The sequence below is a fragment of the Stenotrophomonas sp. Iso1 genome, assembly GCF_027497995.1.
Taxonomy (GTDB): domain Bacteria; phylum Pseudomonadota; class Gammaproteobacteria; order Xanthomonadales; family Xanthomonadaceae; genus Stenotrophomonas.
The window spans coordinates 155,688-170,608 of record NZ_JAODBT010000001.1 but is presented as its reverse complement, the minus strand read 5'-3'; the positions used below and the strand labels follow the sequence as shown (position 1 = coordinate 170,608).

10 protein-coding genes are annotated in these 14,921 nt (G+C 63.8%); 3 read left to right on the top strand and 7 right to left on the bottom strand.

Features of this window, described 5'->3' with window-relative positions:
- Nucleotides 1–8: 8 nt before the first annotated feature.
- The 3 genes from PAN08_RS00635 to glyQ all read right to left on the bottom strand — a co-directional run bounded on the left by PAN08_RS00635 (nt 9) and on the right by glyQ (nt 5,034).
- Complete coding sequence (locus PAN08_RS00635) at nt 9–1,796, bottom strand: autotransporter assembly complex family protein (RefSeq protein WP_269789625.1); 1,788 nt, start codon at nt 1,794–1,796, stop codon at nt 9–11.
- A 155-nt stretch (nt 1,797–1,951) separates the two neighbouring features.
- A complete protein-coding gene (gene glyS, locus PAN08_RS00630) occupies nt 1,952–4,126 on the bottom strand; it encodes a glycine--tRNA ligase subunit beta (RefSeq protein WP_269789624.1) in 2,175 nt (724 codons plus the stop codon).
- Nucleotides 4,123–5,034, bottom strand: coding sequence for a glycine--tRNA ligase subunit alpha (gene glyQ, locus PAN08_RS00625; protein WP_269789623.1), 912 nt, complete (start codon nt 5,032–5,034; stop codon nt 4,123–4,125). Before glyQ ends, glyS begins: the two co-directional genes overlap by 4 nt.
- Before the next feature lie 185 nt (nt 5,035–5,219).
- On the opposite strand from glyQ, the gene PAN08_RS00620 reads away from it, so the two are divergent.
- The 3 genes from PAN08_RS00620 to PAN08_RS00610 all read left to right on the top strand — a co-directional run bounded on the left by PAN08_RS00620 (nt 5,220) and on the right by PAN08_RS00610 (nt 8,791).
- Entirely contained in the window at nt 5,220–6,932 is a 1,713-nt protein-coding gene (locus PAN08_RS00620) for a GspE/PulE family protein (protein ID WP_269791133.1), read from the top strand.
- A complete protein-coding gene (locus PAN08_RS00615) occupies nt 6,929–7,660 on the top strand; it encodes a glutamine amidotransferase (protein WP_269789622.1) in 732 nt (243 codons plus the stop codon). Before PAN08_RS00620 ends, PAN08_RS00615 begins: the two co-directional genes overlap by 4 nt.
- A gap of 225 nt (nt 7,661–7,885) precedes the next feature.
- Entirely contained in the window at nt 7,886–8,791 is a 906-nt protein-coding gene (locus PAN08_RS00610; RefSeq protein ID WP_332840080.1) for a BPSS1780 family membrane protein, read from the top strand.
- Between the two features lie 39 nt (nt 8,792–8,830).
- On the opposite strand, the gene PAN08_RS00605 is transcribed toward PAN08_RS00610, so the two are convergent.
- From PAN08_RS00605 to PAN08_RS00590, 4 genes are read right to left on the bottom strand one after another with little or no spacing between them, the layout of a single operon-like run.
- Complete coding sequence (locus tag PAN08_RS00605) at nt 8,831–9,823, bottom strand: diguanylate cyclase (RefSeq protein WP_269789621.1); 993 nt, start codon at nt 9,821–9,823, stop codon at nt 8,831–8,833.
- Nucleotides 9,820–10,401, bottom strand: a complete 582-nt coding sequence (locus PAN08_RS00600) for a chemotaxis protein CheB (protein ID WP_332840079.1) — start codon at nt 10,399–10,401, stop codon at nt 9,820–9,822. The genes PAN08_RS00605 and PAN08_RS00600 overlap by 4 nt, the downstream gene beginning before the upstream one ends.
- The gene (locus PAN08_RS00595; RefSeq protein ID WP_269789620.1) at nt 10,398–11,264 is read right to left on the bottom strand and encodes a CheR family methyltransferase; all 867 of its coding nucleotides are present in this window, start codon (nt 11,262–11,264) and stop codon (nt 10,398–10,400) included. Before PAN08_RS00595 ends, PAN08_RS00600 begins: the two co-directional genes overlap by 4 nt.
- A complete protein-coding gene (locus PAN08_RS00590) occupies nt 11,249–14,836 on the bottom strand; it encodes a response regulator (RefSeq protein WP_269789619.1) in 3,588 nt (1,195 codons plus the stop codon). The genes PAN08_RS00595 and PAN08_RS00590 overlap by 16 nt, the downstream gene beginning before the upstream one ends.
- Between the last annotated feature and the right edge of the window lie 85 nt (nt 14,837–14,921).

The window sequence follows — 14,921 nt, the reverse complement described above, 5'->3', positions numbered from 1 at the left end:
GCGACGGCTCACAGGTCCGCTCCGATGTTCAGGTACAGCTGGAAGGCCGAATCCGGGCTGTTCAGGCCACGGGCGATATCAATGCGCACGGGGCCCACCGGTGATTTCCAACGCACGCCCAGGCCGACGCCGGTATGCAGGTCGATGGTGTTGTCGAAGGCGCTACCGGTATCAACAAACACCGCCGCGCCCCACGGGCCACCGTTGAAGTAATGCTCGTATTCGGCCGAGCCAACCACCAGATTCTTCGCGCCGAGCGCGTACTTGTCAGGAGCCGGCGTGCGCGGCCCCACTTCGCGGTAGGCATAGCCACGGATGGAGCGGTCACCGCCGGCGAAGTAACGCAGGCTTGGCGGCATCGACACCAGATCACTGGTCCAGGTAGTGCCGGCTTGACCGCGCAGGATCAGGCGGTCGGCGGCACCCACCGGGATGTACCAGCGCAAGGTTATATCGGCCTGGACAAAGCTGGTGTCCGAGCCAGCGCCCTCAACGCCACCCCGCAAGGTGGTGTTGCCGCTGATGCCCTTGCGCGGAAAACTCTCGTCGTCCACGTTCACGTAGTCGCCGGTCAACTGCGGGTAAACCAGCGTGGAGTACTGGTACAGCCGCTTGTCGAAAATGTTGTCGGAGCCATAACCCCAACGCTCGCGCAGGGCGTTCATCGAGACGATGGCGGTCCAGTGCTCGTTGATCTCGCCGCTGCGGCTGGCAATGAGCTTCACGTTGCGCAGGTCGATGTAGTCGGTCTGCTCGTCGTAGGCACTGACGGCATAGGTGTACCAGCCATCCAGCCAACGGAAGCCCGGCACGCGGTAACTGGTAATCAGGCTCTTGCGCCGCTGCGCGTAATCCAGCTGTGTATTGAGCTTGTGACCACGGCGGTTGACGTAGCGGCGCTCCACGCCGCCGCGCACACCGGCACCACTCTCGCTGCCGAAGCTGACACCGGCGGTGTAGATGGTGCGCTTGGCCTTGGTCAGTTTCACATTCACCGGCACATCGCCATTTTCATCGGCGTTTTCGGGGTGCGGCTGGATGTCGATGACGCTGAAGTAGTCGAGCTTGGTCAGCGATTCGCGCAGGCGGTCAAGCTTGCCTTCGTGCCAATAGCTGCCGTCTTCCCAATACACCAGCGGGTCGAACAGACCGGGGCGGAAGTAATCTTCCTGGAAGGTGATCGGCCCCATGTTGTAGCGGCGGCCGCTGTCCCAGCTGAGGAAGATGTCGGCCGCGTTCTCGGCGCGGGTGACCTCCACCTTGCGCTGGGTGAAATCGGCATCGAAGTACCCGCGCTCGGCCAGACGCCGGGTAATGGTGACCTTGCTGGCCTCGTAGTTGACCGAGTCGAACGGCTGCCCGGACTTGGGCTGGAACGCCTCCAGGTCTTCCTGCAGGTAGCGGTCGCGCGAGGCCGGCCCGGTGATGATCACCTCATCCTGGCGCACCTTGATCTGCGCACCCTTGTCCACCTGGATCACCACCTGCACGTTGTCGCCCTCGCGCGGCGCCTCCACGGTGATGGTGGGGTTGTAGTAGCCGAACGGCTCCAGCGCCTGCCGGGTCTGGCGTTCGGCCTGCGACAGCAGATACTCCAGGCGCGACTCGCCCTGGACCTTGCCGATCACGTCATACAGCGACAGTGAGACCTCGATGTTTTCAAGGATGGCGGCGTCATTGCCCTTGTCCAAGCCCTTGATGTCCACCTTCTGGACGGTACCGCGAGCATGGGCGAGGGGCGCTGCCAGGAACAGCGCGGCAATCAGGAATGACAGGGTGATTCGGGATGGCTGCATGGTGAGCAGGATACCGGGCTCAACATGACCCGCAAAATCACACTGCGATCACGGCGGAGGTTGGTGATTGCCCGCACTGTTTGGTCCGCACCGCTCCTGCGAAGAACGAAGGCCCGCTTGCGCGGGCCTTCGTTGCAACACATCGGGGTTTGCGATCAGCTGGACAGGTGCTCGATCGCGGCCACGCTGCCGAGGCGGTCGCCCAGGGTGCGCAGCAGCGCCAGGCGGTTGCCACGCAATGCGAGGTCGTCGGCGTTGACCATGACGTTGTCGAAGAACGCGTCTACCTGCGGGCGCAAACGAGCCAGGCGGCCGAGCACGGCCACGTAGTCCTTCTGCGACAGCGCGGCGCCGGTGTCGTCGATGGCGGCGGCCACGGCTTCAGCCAGTTCGCTCTCGGCCGGCTCGCGCAACAGCGCAGGGTCAACCATCCCCGGGATCTCGCCTTCGGCCTTGCGCAGGATGTTGCGGATGCGCTTGTTGGCCGCAGCCAGTGCTTCGGCCTCCGGCAGCTGAGCGAAGATGCCGATGGCATCGATGCGGCGGTCGAAGTCGTACAACGACGCGGGCTTCAATTCAGCGACGGCGTTGAAGTGCGTGGCCGGCACGCCCTTGTCGGCGTAGTAGCCCTTCAGGCGGTCGATGATGAAGTCGTAGAGCTCATCGACACCTGCGGTTGGGTCGCCATCACGTAGGGAAACGGCTTCATCCCGGGCCTTCGTCGCAGATGCGAGGTCCTTGTCACTCTTCGCTTCAGTAATTGCCTTTTCAGCACTCACCGCCCAGGCATTCAGTGCCGCATGGCGAGCCAGCGCAATGAGTGCACGAACATCGAAATCAAAACCAGATTCAATGATGCTCCGCGCCAAGCCCAACGCATTACGACGCAGTGCGAACGGATCCTTGTTGCCGGTCGGCTTCAGGCCCGCAGCAAAACCACCGGCCAACGTGTCCAGACGCTCTGCAATCGCCAGCACCTTGCCCAGTGGCGAGGCAGCGATGTCATCGGCAGCAAAGCGCGGCTGGTAAGCCTCGTCGATAGCCAGCGCCACCGACGGCGATTCACCACCGGCCAGCGCGTAATGGCGGCCGGCGATGCCCTGCAGCTCCGGGAACTCATTGACCATGCGCGACTGCAGATCGTTCTTGGCCAGTTCGGCGGCACGCTTGGCATGCACCGGGTCCACGCCCACCTGCGGCGCGATGACCTGCACCAGCGCCGACACGCGCTGCACCTTGTCGGCCACGCTGCCGAGCTTGGCCTGATACGTGACGGTCTTCAGGCCGTCGCCCATCGCGGGCAGGCCCTGCTTCAAATCTTCATCGAAGAAGAACTTGGCGTCGGAGAAGCGCGGGCGGATCACGCGCTCGTAGCCCTTGGCCACTTCGGCCACATCCTTCGATTCGATGTTGGCGATGCCGATGAATTTCTCGGTCAGCTTGCCGCTGTCGTCCAGCACCGGGAAGAACTTCTGGTTGACCTCCATCGTCTCCACCAGCGCTTCCTGCGGCACCGCCAGGAACTCGCGTTCGAAGCTGCACAGCACTGCCGCCGGCCACTCCACCAGGTTCACCACCTGCTCAAGATTGTCGTCGGTGATGCGTGCAACACCGCCGGCCTGCGTTGCCGCCGCATTGACCTCGGCGACGATGCGCTCACGGCGCGCATCCGCATCAACCAGCACGTTGGCGGCCTTCAGCGATTCCACGTAGTCGCTCGGGTTGCTCAGCCACACCTGCTTGTCGGCCATGAAACGATGGCCGCGACTCATGCGGTCGGACTTCAGGCCCAACAGTTCGGCATCCACCACGTCATTGCCGTGCAACAGCACCAGCCAATGCACCGGGCGGGCGAATGCGTATTCGTGACTGCCCCAGCGCATCGGCTTGGGAATCGGCATCGCGGCGATGGCCTCGCGCACGATCTCCGGCAGCAACGCAGCGGTCTGCGCGCCCGGAGTGACCGAACGCAGCACGAAACGCTCGCCCTTGGCGTCGGTGGTGCGCTCCAGTGCGGTCCAGTCGATGCCGGCCTTGGCGGCGAAACCCTGCAACGCCTTGGTCGGCTCGCCGTTGGCGTCCAGCGCGATATTCAGGTACGGGCCGAACACTTCCGAATGCTGTTCTGGCTGTTCGGTTTCCACGCCCGGCAGCAGTACCGCCAGACGACGCGGGGTGGACAATGGCTTGGCACCGCCGCGATCAAACGCGATGCCGCGCTTGGCCAGCCCATCAATCACGCCGTCGAAAAAGGCGTGTGCCAGACCCGGCAGCGCCTTGACCGGCAGCTCTTCCACGCCCAGTTCGATCAGCAGCGGTTGCATGCTCATGCCTGCACCTCCTTGGCGGCCACGGCTTCCAGGCGCTTGCCCTCGTACAGCTTTGCCACGGCCTGGGCCAGCGCGCGCACGCGCAGGATGTAACGCTGGCGCTCGGTCACCGAAATGGCGCGGCGCGCGTCAAGCAGGTTGAACGAATGCGATGCCTTGCAGACCTGTTCGTAGGCCGGCAGCGGCAGTCCGACTTCAATCAGCTTCTGCGCTTCCTTCTCGCAGGCGTCGAAGCGATGGAACATTTCTTCCACGTCGGCGTACTCGAAGTTGTAGGTGCTCTGTTCCACCTCGTTCTGCAGGTAGACATCGCCGTAGGTAACCGGGGTGCCGTCCGGGCCATAGGTCCAGATCAGGTCATAGACGTTGTCGCAGTTCTGCAGGTACATGCAGAGCCGCTCCAGGCCGTAGGTGATTTCGCCCAGCACCGGCTTGCACTCCAGGCCACCGGCCTGCTGGAAGTAGGTGAACTGGGTGACTTCCATGCCGTTGAGCCAGATTTCCCAACCCAGGCCCCAGGCGCCGAGGGTCGGCGATTCCCAGTTGTCTTCGACGAAGCGCAGGTCATGCACCAGCGGGTCGATGCCCAGCGCCTTGAGCGAATCCAGGTAAAGCTGCTGGATATTGTCCGGGCTCGGCTTCATCGCCACCTGGTACTGGTAGTAGCGCTGCAGGCGGTTGGGGTTTTCGCCGTAGCGGCCATCGGTGGGACGGCGCGACGGCTGCACGTAGGCGGCGTTCCAGCTTTCCGGGCCAATCGAGCGCAGGAACGTGGCCGGATGGAAGGTGCCGGCGCCCACTTCCAGGTCCAGTGGCTGGATCAGCACGCAACCCTGCTTCGCCCAGTATTCGTTGAGGGTCTGGATCAGGCCCTGGAAGGTAATAGGAACGTTGGGGGTCGCGGACATGCTGCCTGAGCCGTGCAGAAGGGGTGCGCTAGTATAGCGACCGACCGCACGGCGGCCGTGCGAGCAAGGAGTTTGGGGTGGAACAGCAGGCCGCGCATAGCGCGCAGATACCGCCCATTCCGGTGAATATCGCCCCGGGAAGGCTGCAGTTTTCCAACGTCGCCTCGGCCCTGCTGAGCGATGGCATGGTGGCCGCGCACGACCTGGAACGCATCCGCTTCTCGGCCCAGGGCGCGCGCAACGCCAGCGAGGTGCACCCGCTGGTGCTGCTGGCCAATCTGAAGCTGGCCGCTGCGCCACCGGCCACCGGCGATCTGGCACTGGAGCGGCTGACCGAATGGCTGGCCGCACGTACCAATACCCGCCACCTGCGCATTGATCCCACCCGTGTCGACGTGGCTGCCGCCACCGCCGTGGTCTCCCACGCCTACGCCCGCCGCCACCGCATATTGCCGTTGGCAGTGGACAGCGAGCGCGTGCTGGTGGCCACCAGCGAGCCGATGGCACGCGACTGGATGCCGGACCTGCAACACCTCACCCGGCGCCGCATCGACATCGTGCTGGTCAATCCGCTGGATCTGCACCGGTATTCGATGGAGTTCTTCGGCGTCACCCGCTCGGTGCGTGGCGCCCGCGGCGATGCCCGCGACGGCGGCAACAACACCGGCCTGCCCAGCTTCGAGCAGCTGGTGGAACTGGGCAGCTCCGGCGACGTCAATGCTGACGATCACCACGTCGTCAGCATCGTCGACTGGCTGCTGCAGTACGCCTACGAACAACGCGCCAGTGACATCCACCTGGAACCGCGACGCGACATGGGCCGGGTGCGCTTCCGTATCGACGGCGTGCTGCACAAGGTGTTCGAGCTGCCACCGTCGGTGATGACCGCCGTGATCAGCCGCGTCAAAGTGCTGGGACGCATGGATCTGGCCGAGCGTCGCCGCCCGCAGGATGGCCGCATCAAGACCCGTTCGCCGGGTGGCCGCGAAGTGGAAATGCGCCTGTCGACCATGCCCACTGCATTCGGCGAGAAGTGCGTGATGCGCATCTTCGACCCGGATTCGGCGTTCAAGAGCATCGAGCAGCTGGGTTTCAGCCCCGAAGAAGCTGCCGGCTGGAACGAGCTGGTCGCCCGCCCGCACGGCATCGTGCTGGTCACCGGCCCCACCGGCTCGGGCAAGACCACCACCCTGTATTCCACGCTCAAGCGGCTGGCCACGCCAGACGTGAATGTGTGCACGGTGGAAGACCCGATCGAAATGATCGCGCCGGAATTCAACCAGATGCAGGTGCAGACCAACATCGACCTGGATTTCGCCAGCGGCGTGCGCACCCTGCTGCGGCAGGACCCCGACATCATCATGATTGGCGAAATCCGAGACCTGGAAACCGCCCAGATGGCGGTACAGGCCTCGCTGACCGGTCACCTGGTGCTGTCCACCCTGCACACCAACGACGCCCCCTCGGCCATCACCCGCCTGCTCGACCTGGGCGTGCCGCATTACCTCATCGCTTCCACCGTCAACGGCGTGCTCGCGCAGCGTCTGGTACGCACACTGTGCCAGCACTGCAAGGTGCCGGACGCGCTCAGTGATGCCGATTGGGCGCCTTTGCGTGATGCCCATGAAGCATTACCTGATGTCGTCACCGCATATGCACCGGTCGGTTGCCTGGAGTGCCGGCGTACCGGTTACATGGGCCGCGTGGGCCTGTATGAGTTGCTGCCATTGGGTTCGCGGCTGCGCGCACTGATCACCCGCGACATGGATCTGGCCGCATTCAACCGGGCCGCACGCAACGAAGGGCTGCGTACCCTGCGTCGCACTGGGCTTGAAAAGGTGGCCGCAGGGCTGACTACAATCGAGGAAGTCCTGTCTGTCCTGCCGCCCACGGAATGAAGCCCCAGCCGTTCTTGATTGTTGAAACCGGGCAGCCGTTCCCGACCCTGCGCCGTTATGGGCGCTTCCCGCACTGGATCCGCGTCGCCGCCGGGTTGGAAGAAGCCGAGACGGTGGTGGTCAACGTCGAACACGGCGAAGCACTGCCCGACCGTGGTGATTTCGCCGCCACCATCGTGACCGGCTCGGCGGCCTTCGTCACCGACCGCGCCGACTGGAGCGAACGCAGTGCCGACTGGTTGCGCGACGCCGCCCACGGCGGCATGCCGCTGCTGGGCATCTGCTACGGCCACCAGCTGCTGGCGCATGCCTTGGGTGGACAGGTGGATTACAACCCGGCCGGGCGCGAGTCCGGCACCATCGTGCTGGAACTGGAAGCACCGGCCGCCGCCGATCCCCTGTTTGCCGGCCTGCCAGCCAGCTTCCCGGCCCATGCCACGCACCTGCAGACCGTACTGCGCGCACCCGACGGCGCCACCGTGCTGGCCCGCTCGGCACAGGACAACTGCCACGCCTTCCGCTGGGGCGAACAGACCTGGGGCCTGCAGTTCCACCCGGAATTCGCCACCCACCACATGCGCGGTTACGTCCGCGCCCGCGCCGACTGCATCGCCCGCCACGGCGGCTGCGCCCGCAGCGTCGCCCGCGATGTGAGCGCAGCACCGCTGGCAAGGCAGTTGCTGCGCCGGTTTGTGCGGCATGTGCGTCGGGGTAGTTCAACGCATTGAAGGTGCCGCTGGCGTTGCGCCAGCATCGGCGTCGGCGGGAGCCCGGCATGGGCGGAACGCGGTCCAGCGAGGCTTTCGTGGCCGTGCTCAAACGCTACCTCCCGCCTCCCGCTCGCCGCCCCCCATACCCCGTTACTTGTTGCTCATAACCCCGGGTTGGGTTTCGGGCGATAATCGGCCGGCGTCTGCAGCGTTGCCGGCGTCCCCCCTTGTTTCGGAACTGCAATGAGCGAGATTCACAAAGTGCCGGCGTCTGCCGGTGCGGATTGGTTGCTGACCGGCTTTGGCCTGCTCAAGCGCGCGCCGCTGGCGTTGGGTTCGCTGGGCATCCTGTGGGGCGTAGGCACCTCACTGGTGCTGTCGCTGGCGATGCTGGCCCCGGCATCGCTGGGCCTGGTGCTGCAGTTCCTGTTGATCCTGGCCGGCCCGTTGTTCATGGGCGGCATGTTGTGGGCCATCCGCGAGGTCGACCAGGGCCGTCAAGCGCGCCCGGTGCATCTGTTGCAGGGTGTGCAGGAAGGCCGCGCACCGCATCTGCTGGTCGCCCTGCTGCCGCAGCTGATCGCCGCGCTGGTGCTGGGTGCGCTGCTGTTCGTGCTGGTCGGCGGCCCCGCCGGCTTCCAGCAGCTGTCGGACGTGATGTTAAAGATCAACGAGATCAGCCAGTCCGGCGTACAGCCGGATCCGACGCAGATCGAGTCACTGGTGGCGACGTTGCCGGCCGGTCGCATCCTGCTGTGGCTGGCGCTGATGCTGGGCACGTTCGCTGCGTTGACGCTGGCACTGTTCGTGATGCCGCCACAGGTGATGTTCGAGAACCGCACCGGCGTACAGGCGTTGCGTCAGAGCCTGCGTGCCAGCATCCACAACCTGCCGGCGATGCTGGTGTTCTTCGTGCTGGCTTTCATCGCGATCTTCGCAATCTATTTCGCAGTAATGATCGTGGCGCTGATCGTCGGCCTGGTTGCGGGCCAAACGGCCGCACTGGCCATTGCCCAGTTGCTGCTGATGGCGGTACTGATGCCGGTATTTGCCGGTGCGGTATACGCCGCATGGAAGCAGATGCTGGCGCCAACCACGGCCGGTACACCGTCGGCACCGAAGCCTTCGGGCCACGTGTTTGAGGCCTGAGTCCGCTCATAGGCTGGGATTTCATCCCAGCCCGGCAGCTCACACCGCGTCGCCGCCACGCTTGATCTGGTACATCGCCTGATCGGCGGCATGCAGCAAGGCACCCACCTCGGCGCCGTCGGCCGGGTAAGCCGCAAGGCCGATGCTGGCGCTCACGGACAGGGTGATTTCTTCGCCATCGCGCTGGTACTGCATCGGCGATAGCAGCGCTGCGCGCACGCGCTCCAACAACCGCTCCGCATCCTGCAGGTCCTCCAGTTCTTCCAGCACCAACGCGAACTCATCGCCGCCCAACCGCGCGACGGTGTCGTTCTCGCGCAAGGTGCTGCGCAATCGTGCGGCCAGTTCGACCAACATGGCATCGCCGGCAGCATGGCCCCAGGTGTCGTTGACTTCCTTGAAGCGGTCCACGTCCACATAGACCAGCGCGAACATGCCGCCATGCCGCACGGCGCGATGGTGTGCACTCTCCAGGCGGTCCATGAACAAGGCCCGGTTGGGTAACCCGGTGAGCATGTCGTGCATGGCCAGGTGACGCATCTCCTGCTCCATCAGCTTGCGCTGCTCTACTTCGATCTCCAGTTGCCGGTTGCGCTCGGACAACTCACCCAGCGCCGCGCGCAACGCAACACGGTGCCGGTACAGCTCCAGGAACACCTGCACCTTGGACAGCAGAATGGTCGCTTCCAGCGGCTTGGCCATGTAGTCCACCGCGCCAAAGCCATACCCCTTGAGCCGGTGCACGTCGTCGGCATAGGTTGCGGTGACGAAGATGATCGGCGTCTGCCGCGTGCCTTCTTCCTGCGACAGGATTTCGGCCACTTCAAAGCCGTTGATGTCCGGCATGTAGACGTCCAACAGCACCAGCGCAAACTCGTCGTCCAACGTGGCCTTCAGCGCATCGTTGCCACAGGAGGCTTCGACCACTTCGACATCGAGCTTGGCCAGTACACGACGGATCACCAGCAGGTTGGCCGGGTTGTCGTCCACGGCCAGTATCTTGGGGCGCTGCGTGGCAGGTGACTTGGTCACGAACATAGGGATTCCAGCAAAAGAGAAATTTCCGGCAAGGGCAGGCAATAGTCGGCGCCGGCAAGCTCCAGCGCGGCGGCGGGCATCATCGGAACCTGCGCGGTTTCCGGGTCCTGCACCACCACGGTGCCGCCGGCGCGGCGCACTTTTGCACAACCTTCGGCACCGTCGGCGTTGGCGCCGGTCATCAGCACCGCCAGCACACCGTGGCGCCACACCTCGGCAGCCGATTCAAACAACACATCAATTGATGGACGCGAGAACGCCACGCGCGGATCAACACTCAAGGCAAAACGCTTATCGCGCTCCAGCAACAGGTGATAACCAGCAGGCGCGACATAGACGTTGCCGGGTTCGGGCAGCAGCCGCTCTTCGGCTTCCAGCACCGGCAATCCACTGCGGCTTTCCAGCAGTTCGCAGAACACCCGCATGTCTTCCGAGCCACTGTGGCAGACCACCACCATCGGCACCGGCAGCGGCCCGGACAGCCCGCCCAGCACCCGGTGCAGCGCCGACAACCCACCCGCCGAGCACCCCATCACCACGATCTCTGGCGGCGATGCCTGCTGCGGATTCACAGCGTTCCTCCGGCATTGCGGTATAGCCGCAGCTCGGCGTCCAACGGCACGAAATCACGTGCACTGGGCGCGAAGCGGATCGACTCGCGGTTGCCCAGACACAGGATGCCGCCGCGGCTCAGGCTGCTGCGGAACAAGCCCAGCACGCGGTCCTGCAATGCGTCGGAAAAATAGATCAGCACGTTGCGACACAGGATCAGCTGCGCTTCGCAGAACACGCCGTCGCAGACCAGGTTGTGGTTGGCGAACGTGACCCGCTCTTTCAATCGCTCATCCAGCTTCATGAAGTCATAGCGTGCGTGGTAATAGTCCGACAACGTGTGCTGGCCACCGGCGGCGAGGTAGTTCTCCGAATAAAGCCGCGCATCGCGGATCGGGAAGATGCCTTCCTGTGCCCGCGCCAATGCCTCGTCGCTGAAGTCAGTGGCAAATATCTGGCAACGGTCGTACAGGCCGGCTTCCTTGAGCAGGATGGCCAGTGAATACACTTCCTGGCCATGCGCACAGCCGGCCTGCCAGATGTTGATCTGCGGGTAGGAGGCCAGCACCGGGAACACTTCATCACGAAGCTTCCGGAACACCGCCGGGTTGCGGAACATCTCCGACACCGGCACCGACAACTTGGCAATGACCTGCGGCACCATCTCATCGTCACGCAGTACGCGAGCGGTCAGCTCGCCGACGTGCGCGATCTCCAGCGACTGCACCACCGCCAGCACCCGCCGTTTGAGCGAGGCCGGTGCGTAGCCGCTGAAGTCGTAGCCATGGCGCCGCGTCATCGCCTGGATGAAACCATCGACTTCGATATCGTCGATTTCATCGCGACACGCTGCGGGGGTGGACGGGCCTACTTCTGCAGCCATACACGCATCATCGACAGCAACTTGTCCATATCCACCGGTTTGGTCAGGTAATCGTTGGCACCGGCATCCAGGCATTTATCGCGGTCGCCATGCATCGCCTTGGCGGTGACCGCGATGATCGGCAGGTTCCTCCACTCCGGGCGCTTGCGGATCTCGCGGGTCGTTTCGTAGCCGTCCATGCCGGGCATCATGATGTCCATCAGGATCAGTTCGATGCCGGGGTTCTCCTGCAGTTGCTGCAGCGCCTTGTAGCCATCCTGGGCCATGCTCACGTTGATACCACGCGCACGCAGCGACTTGGACAACGCAAACAAATTGCGCATGTCGTCATCGACCAGCAGCACCTGGCGCCCGGCCAGATGTTGGTCGTCCGATGGGGTGGCATTGCCACCGCGCGAACCAATGCTGTGCAGGAACAGGCTCACTTCATCGAGCAGGCGTTCGGGCGAACGCTGGCCCTTGATGACGATGCTGTCGGTGTACTGACGAAGCTTGAGGCTTTCTTCCCGGCTCAAATCCTGCCCGGAATAGATCACCACCGGCGGCACCGCCACCAGAGTGGCCGCACGCTCCAGGAACTCCACGCCAGAAATTCCGCCCAGGTTGAGGTCCAGAACAATGCAGTCGTAGCTGTGCGTGGCGATGCGCTCCAGGGCTTCTTCACCCGACGCCACCTGGTCGATTTCGACGTTGTCGGCCTGCAGCAGATGCGTAAGTGCCAGGCGCGAATCATCGTCGTCATCGACCAGCAACAGCTTGCGCACGATCTTGCCGGCAACATCCAGCAAATGGTCGAACGCGGCAATCAACGCTTTGCGATCCACCGGCTTGGTCAGGTAACCCACCGCGCCCAGCGCTACGCCCTTGGCGGCTTCGTCCACGGCGGAAATAAAGTGCACCGGGATCGCTGCGGTGACCGGGTCGTGCTTGAGGTGCTGCAGCACCGACCAACCGTCCATGCCCGGCAGCATCACATCCAACAGGATGCCAGTAGGGCGATAACGCCGCGCCAGTTCCAAGCCACTCTCGCCATCGGCAGCGGCCAGCGCGCGGTGGCCCTTGCGGCGGATCAGGTCAACCAGAATGCGCGCGAATGCCGGATCGTCCTCGATGGTGAGGATGACTGATTCGCCAGCCGCAATGGCATGGCGGTCGTCGGGAATCCAATCAATCAACGGTGCAGTGGCGGCACGCAGTGGTGTCGGCGCAAGCCGCTGCTCCGCAGTTGTCGTCGTCGGCACCGTGCTGACGGCGGCCGACCACAGCGGCAGCACCAGCGCAAAACAACTGCCCTTGTCCTGCTCGCTGTCCACCACCAGATGGCCGCCCAGCAACTGCGCCAGGCGCCGCGCAATAGCCAGTCCCAGTCCGCTGCCGCCGTAATGGCGGCTGGTGCTGGAGTCCACCTGTTCGAAGGCTTCAAAAATGGATTCCAGACGCTCTTCCGGAATACCGATGCCGGTATCGCGCACTGACAATGCCAGGTGTTGCTCATCGGCCGCAGCGCCCACACGGGTGAGCAGCGCAGCATCCGCCATCGCCAGGTGCAACGTTACCTTGCCTTCGCGGGTGAACTTGAAGGCATTGCCGAGCAGGTTGTTGAGCACCTGCTGCAGTTTGGAACGATCAGTGACCAACGATTCGGGCACCGCCGGGTCCACATCGATAGTGAACTCCAAGCGGCTTTCCATCGCCATGTGCCGGAAATGACGCGTGACTTCGCGGGTTAGTGCTTCCACCCGCACTTCCTCGCGGTACACATCCATCTTGCCGGCTTCGATCTTGGACAGATCGAGGATGTCGTTGATCAATCGCAGCAGGTTGGAACCGGAATCGTGGATGACCGCAGCCGCTTCCACTTCCTCCGAATCCAGATGGCCGCTCTCGTTCTCAGCCAGTTCTTTGGACAGGATCAACAGGCTGTTGAGCGGTGTGCGCAGCTCGTGCGACATGTTGGCCAGGAAATCGGTTTTGTACTGGCTGGCACGTGCCAGTTCCTGTGCCTTGAACTCGGTTTCGCGCTGCAGTACCTGCAGGACATCCTTCTGCTCGTTGAGCACTTCGGTCTTCTGCCGCAGCTCTTCGTTGGATGCCTGCAGCTCCTCGGCCTGCACACGCAGTTCCTCCTCCGATGCAGACAGTCGCTGGGCGTGTTCTTCCAGCTCCACGGTTTTGCCCTGCAGCTCTTCGTTGGCCGCACGCAACTCTTCTTCCTGCGCTTGCAAGGCCACCTGCGACTGCTGCAGTTCCTCGGCCTGTGCGCGGGTGTGGTCGAGCAGCAGCTGGGTTTCGTCGGCGCGGCGGATGTTGTCCAAACCCAGGGCAGCCGGCGCCAGTACGCTGTCGATAAACGCTTCCTGGCTGGCGCTGAACTGACCAAAGCTGCCAAATTCCAGCACCCCCAACAGCCGGCCCTTCAACAACAACGGCACCGCCAACAGCGCGCTGGGTTGCGCTTCGCCCAGGGCAGAGTGCACGCCAAAGAACTCGTCCGGCACCTGCTGCACGCTGATACGGGTGCGCTCCAGCGCAGCCTGACCAATCAACCCATCGCCCAGCCCGTACCGCAGGCCCAGATGCTTGCGCCGCTGGAAACCGTAACTGCCCTGTAGCCGCAGTTCCTTTTCCTGTTCGTCAAAAACAAAGAACACGCCGATGGGCGCGCCGATGCGTGGGGCAATCTGCGATATCAGCGCCTGCGCGTAGTCGTCGGGCGTCTGCATGGACTGCAACGCCGCATTTACCTCACCAACGCTGAGCTTGACCCAGTTGGCATCACGCGACACCAGTGAGTTGCGACGGAACACTTCCAGCGCGCGGGCAATCTGGCCGATTTCGTCGCCGCGCTCCAGCCCATTGATTTCCACGTCCAGATCATCGTTGGACAGGCGCGTCATCTTTTCGGTGAGACGGTTGATCGGCCGCACCACCAAACGCGAAATCATCAACAGCGTGCCGATGATGATCAGGAAGCCGACCACCAGCAGAATCAGTGAAATCCGGTGGGCACGAGCAATCCATTCGCTCATCTGGCCACGCTGGGTCAACAGCACCTTCAGTTCTGCTTCGTAGATGCCATCCAGTGCTTCGGCCAAGGCATCGCCCTGTCCCTTGCTGACCACATGCAGGCGCTGCAACGGCGTCATCGGCTCGGCTCCAGCCTGTGCGGGGCGTAGCACTTCCGCCACCTCCGCATCCCAGGTCGTCGCCTGCGCCGCCGTGCGCCGCAGACGCTCGCCCTGCACTTCGTCGCCCGCCTCGATCGCTGCACCCAGCGCCGCATCACGGCGCTCGCGCTGTTTACGCAGGACGTCCAGTTCCTTGCTGTCTTCACCGAGCAGATGGTTGCGGATCGCGATCTGCTGCAGGCGGACAGCCTGGATGGCTTCCTCCACCTGCCGGATCACTTCAATCTGCCGGCCTTCCTGCCTCCGCGCCGCGTCGTCCTGCCCGGAAGTGCGGTAGCTGACCACGCTGGTAGCCAGAAAGCACAGGAACACCAGGCCAAATGCGGCCAGCATCTTGCCGAGCAATGAAACGTTGTTGATCCAGCTGCCTCTGTTTTGCGTCATACGGGAATTCCCCCTGGCGGTTCCCAGGCCTGCCCGATAACGCGCAGCCCCTATCCGGCGGAAAGGTAACGCAGAAAACCTGAAG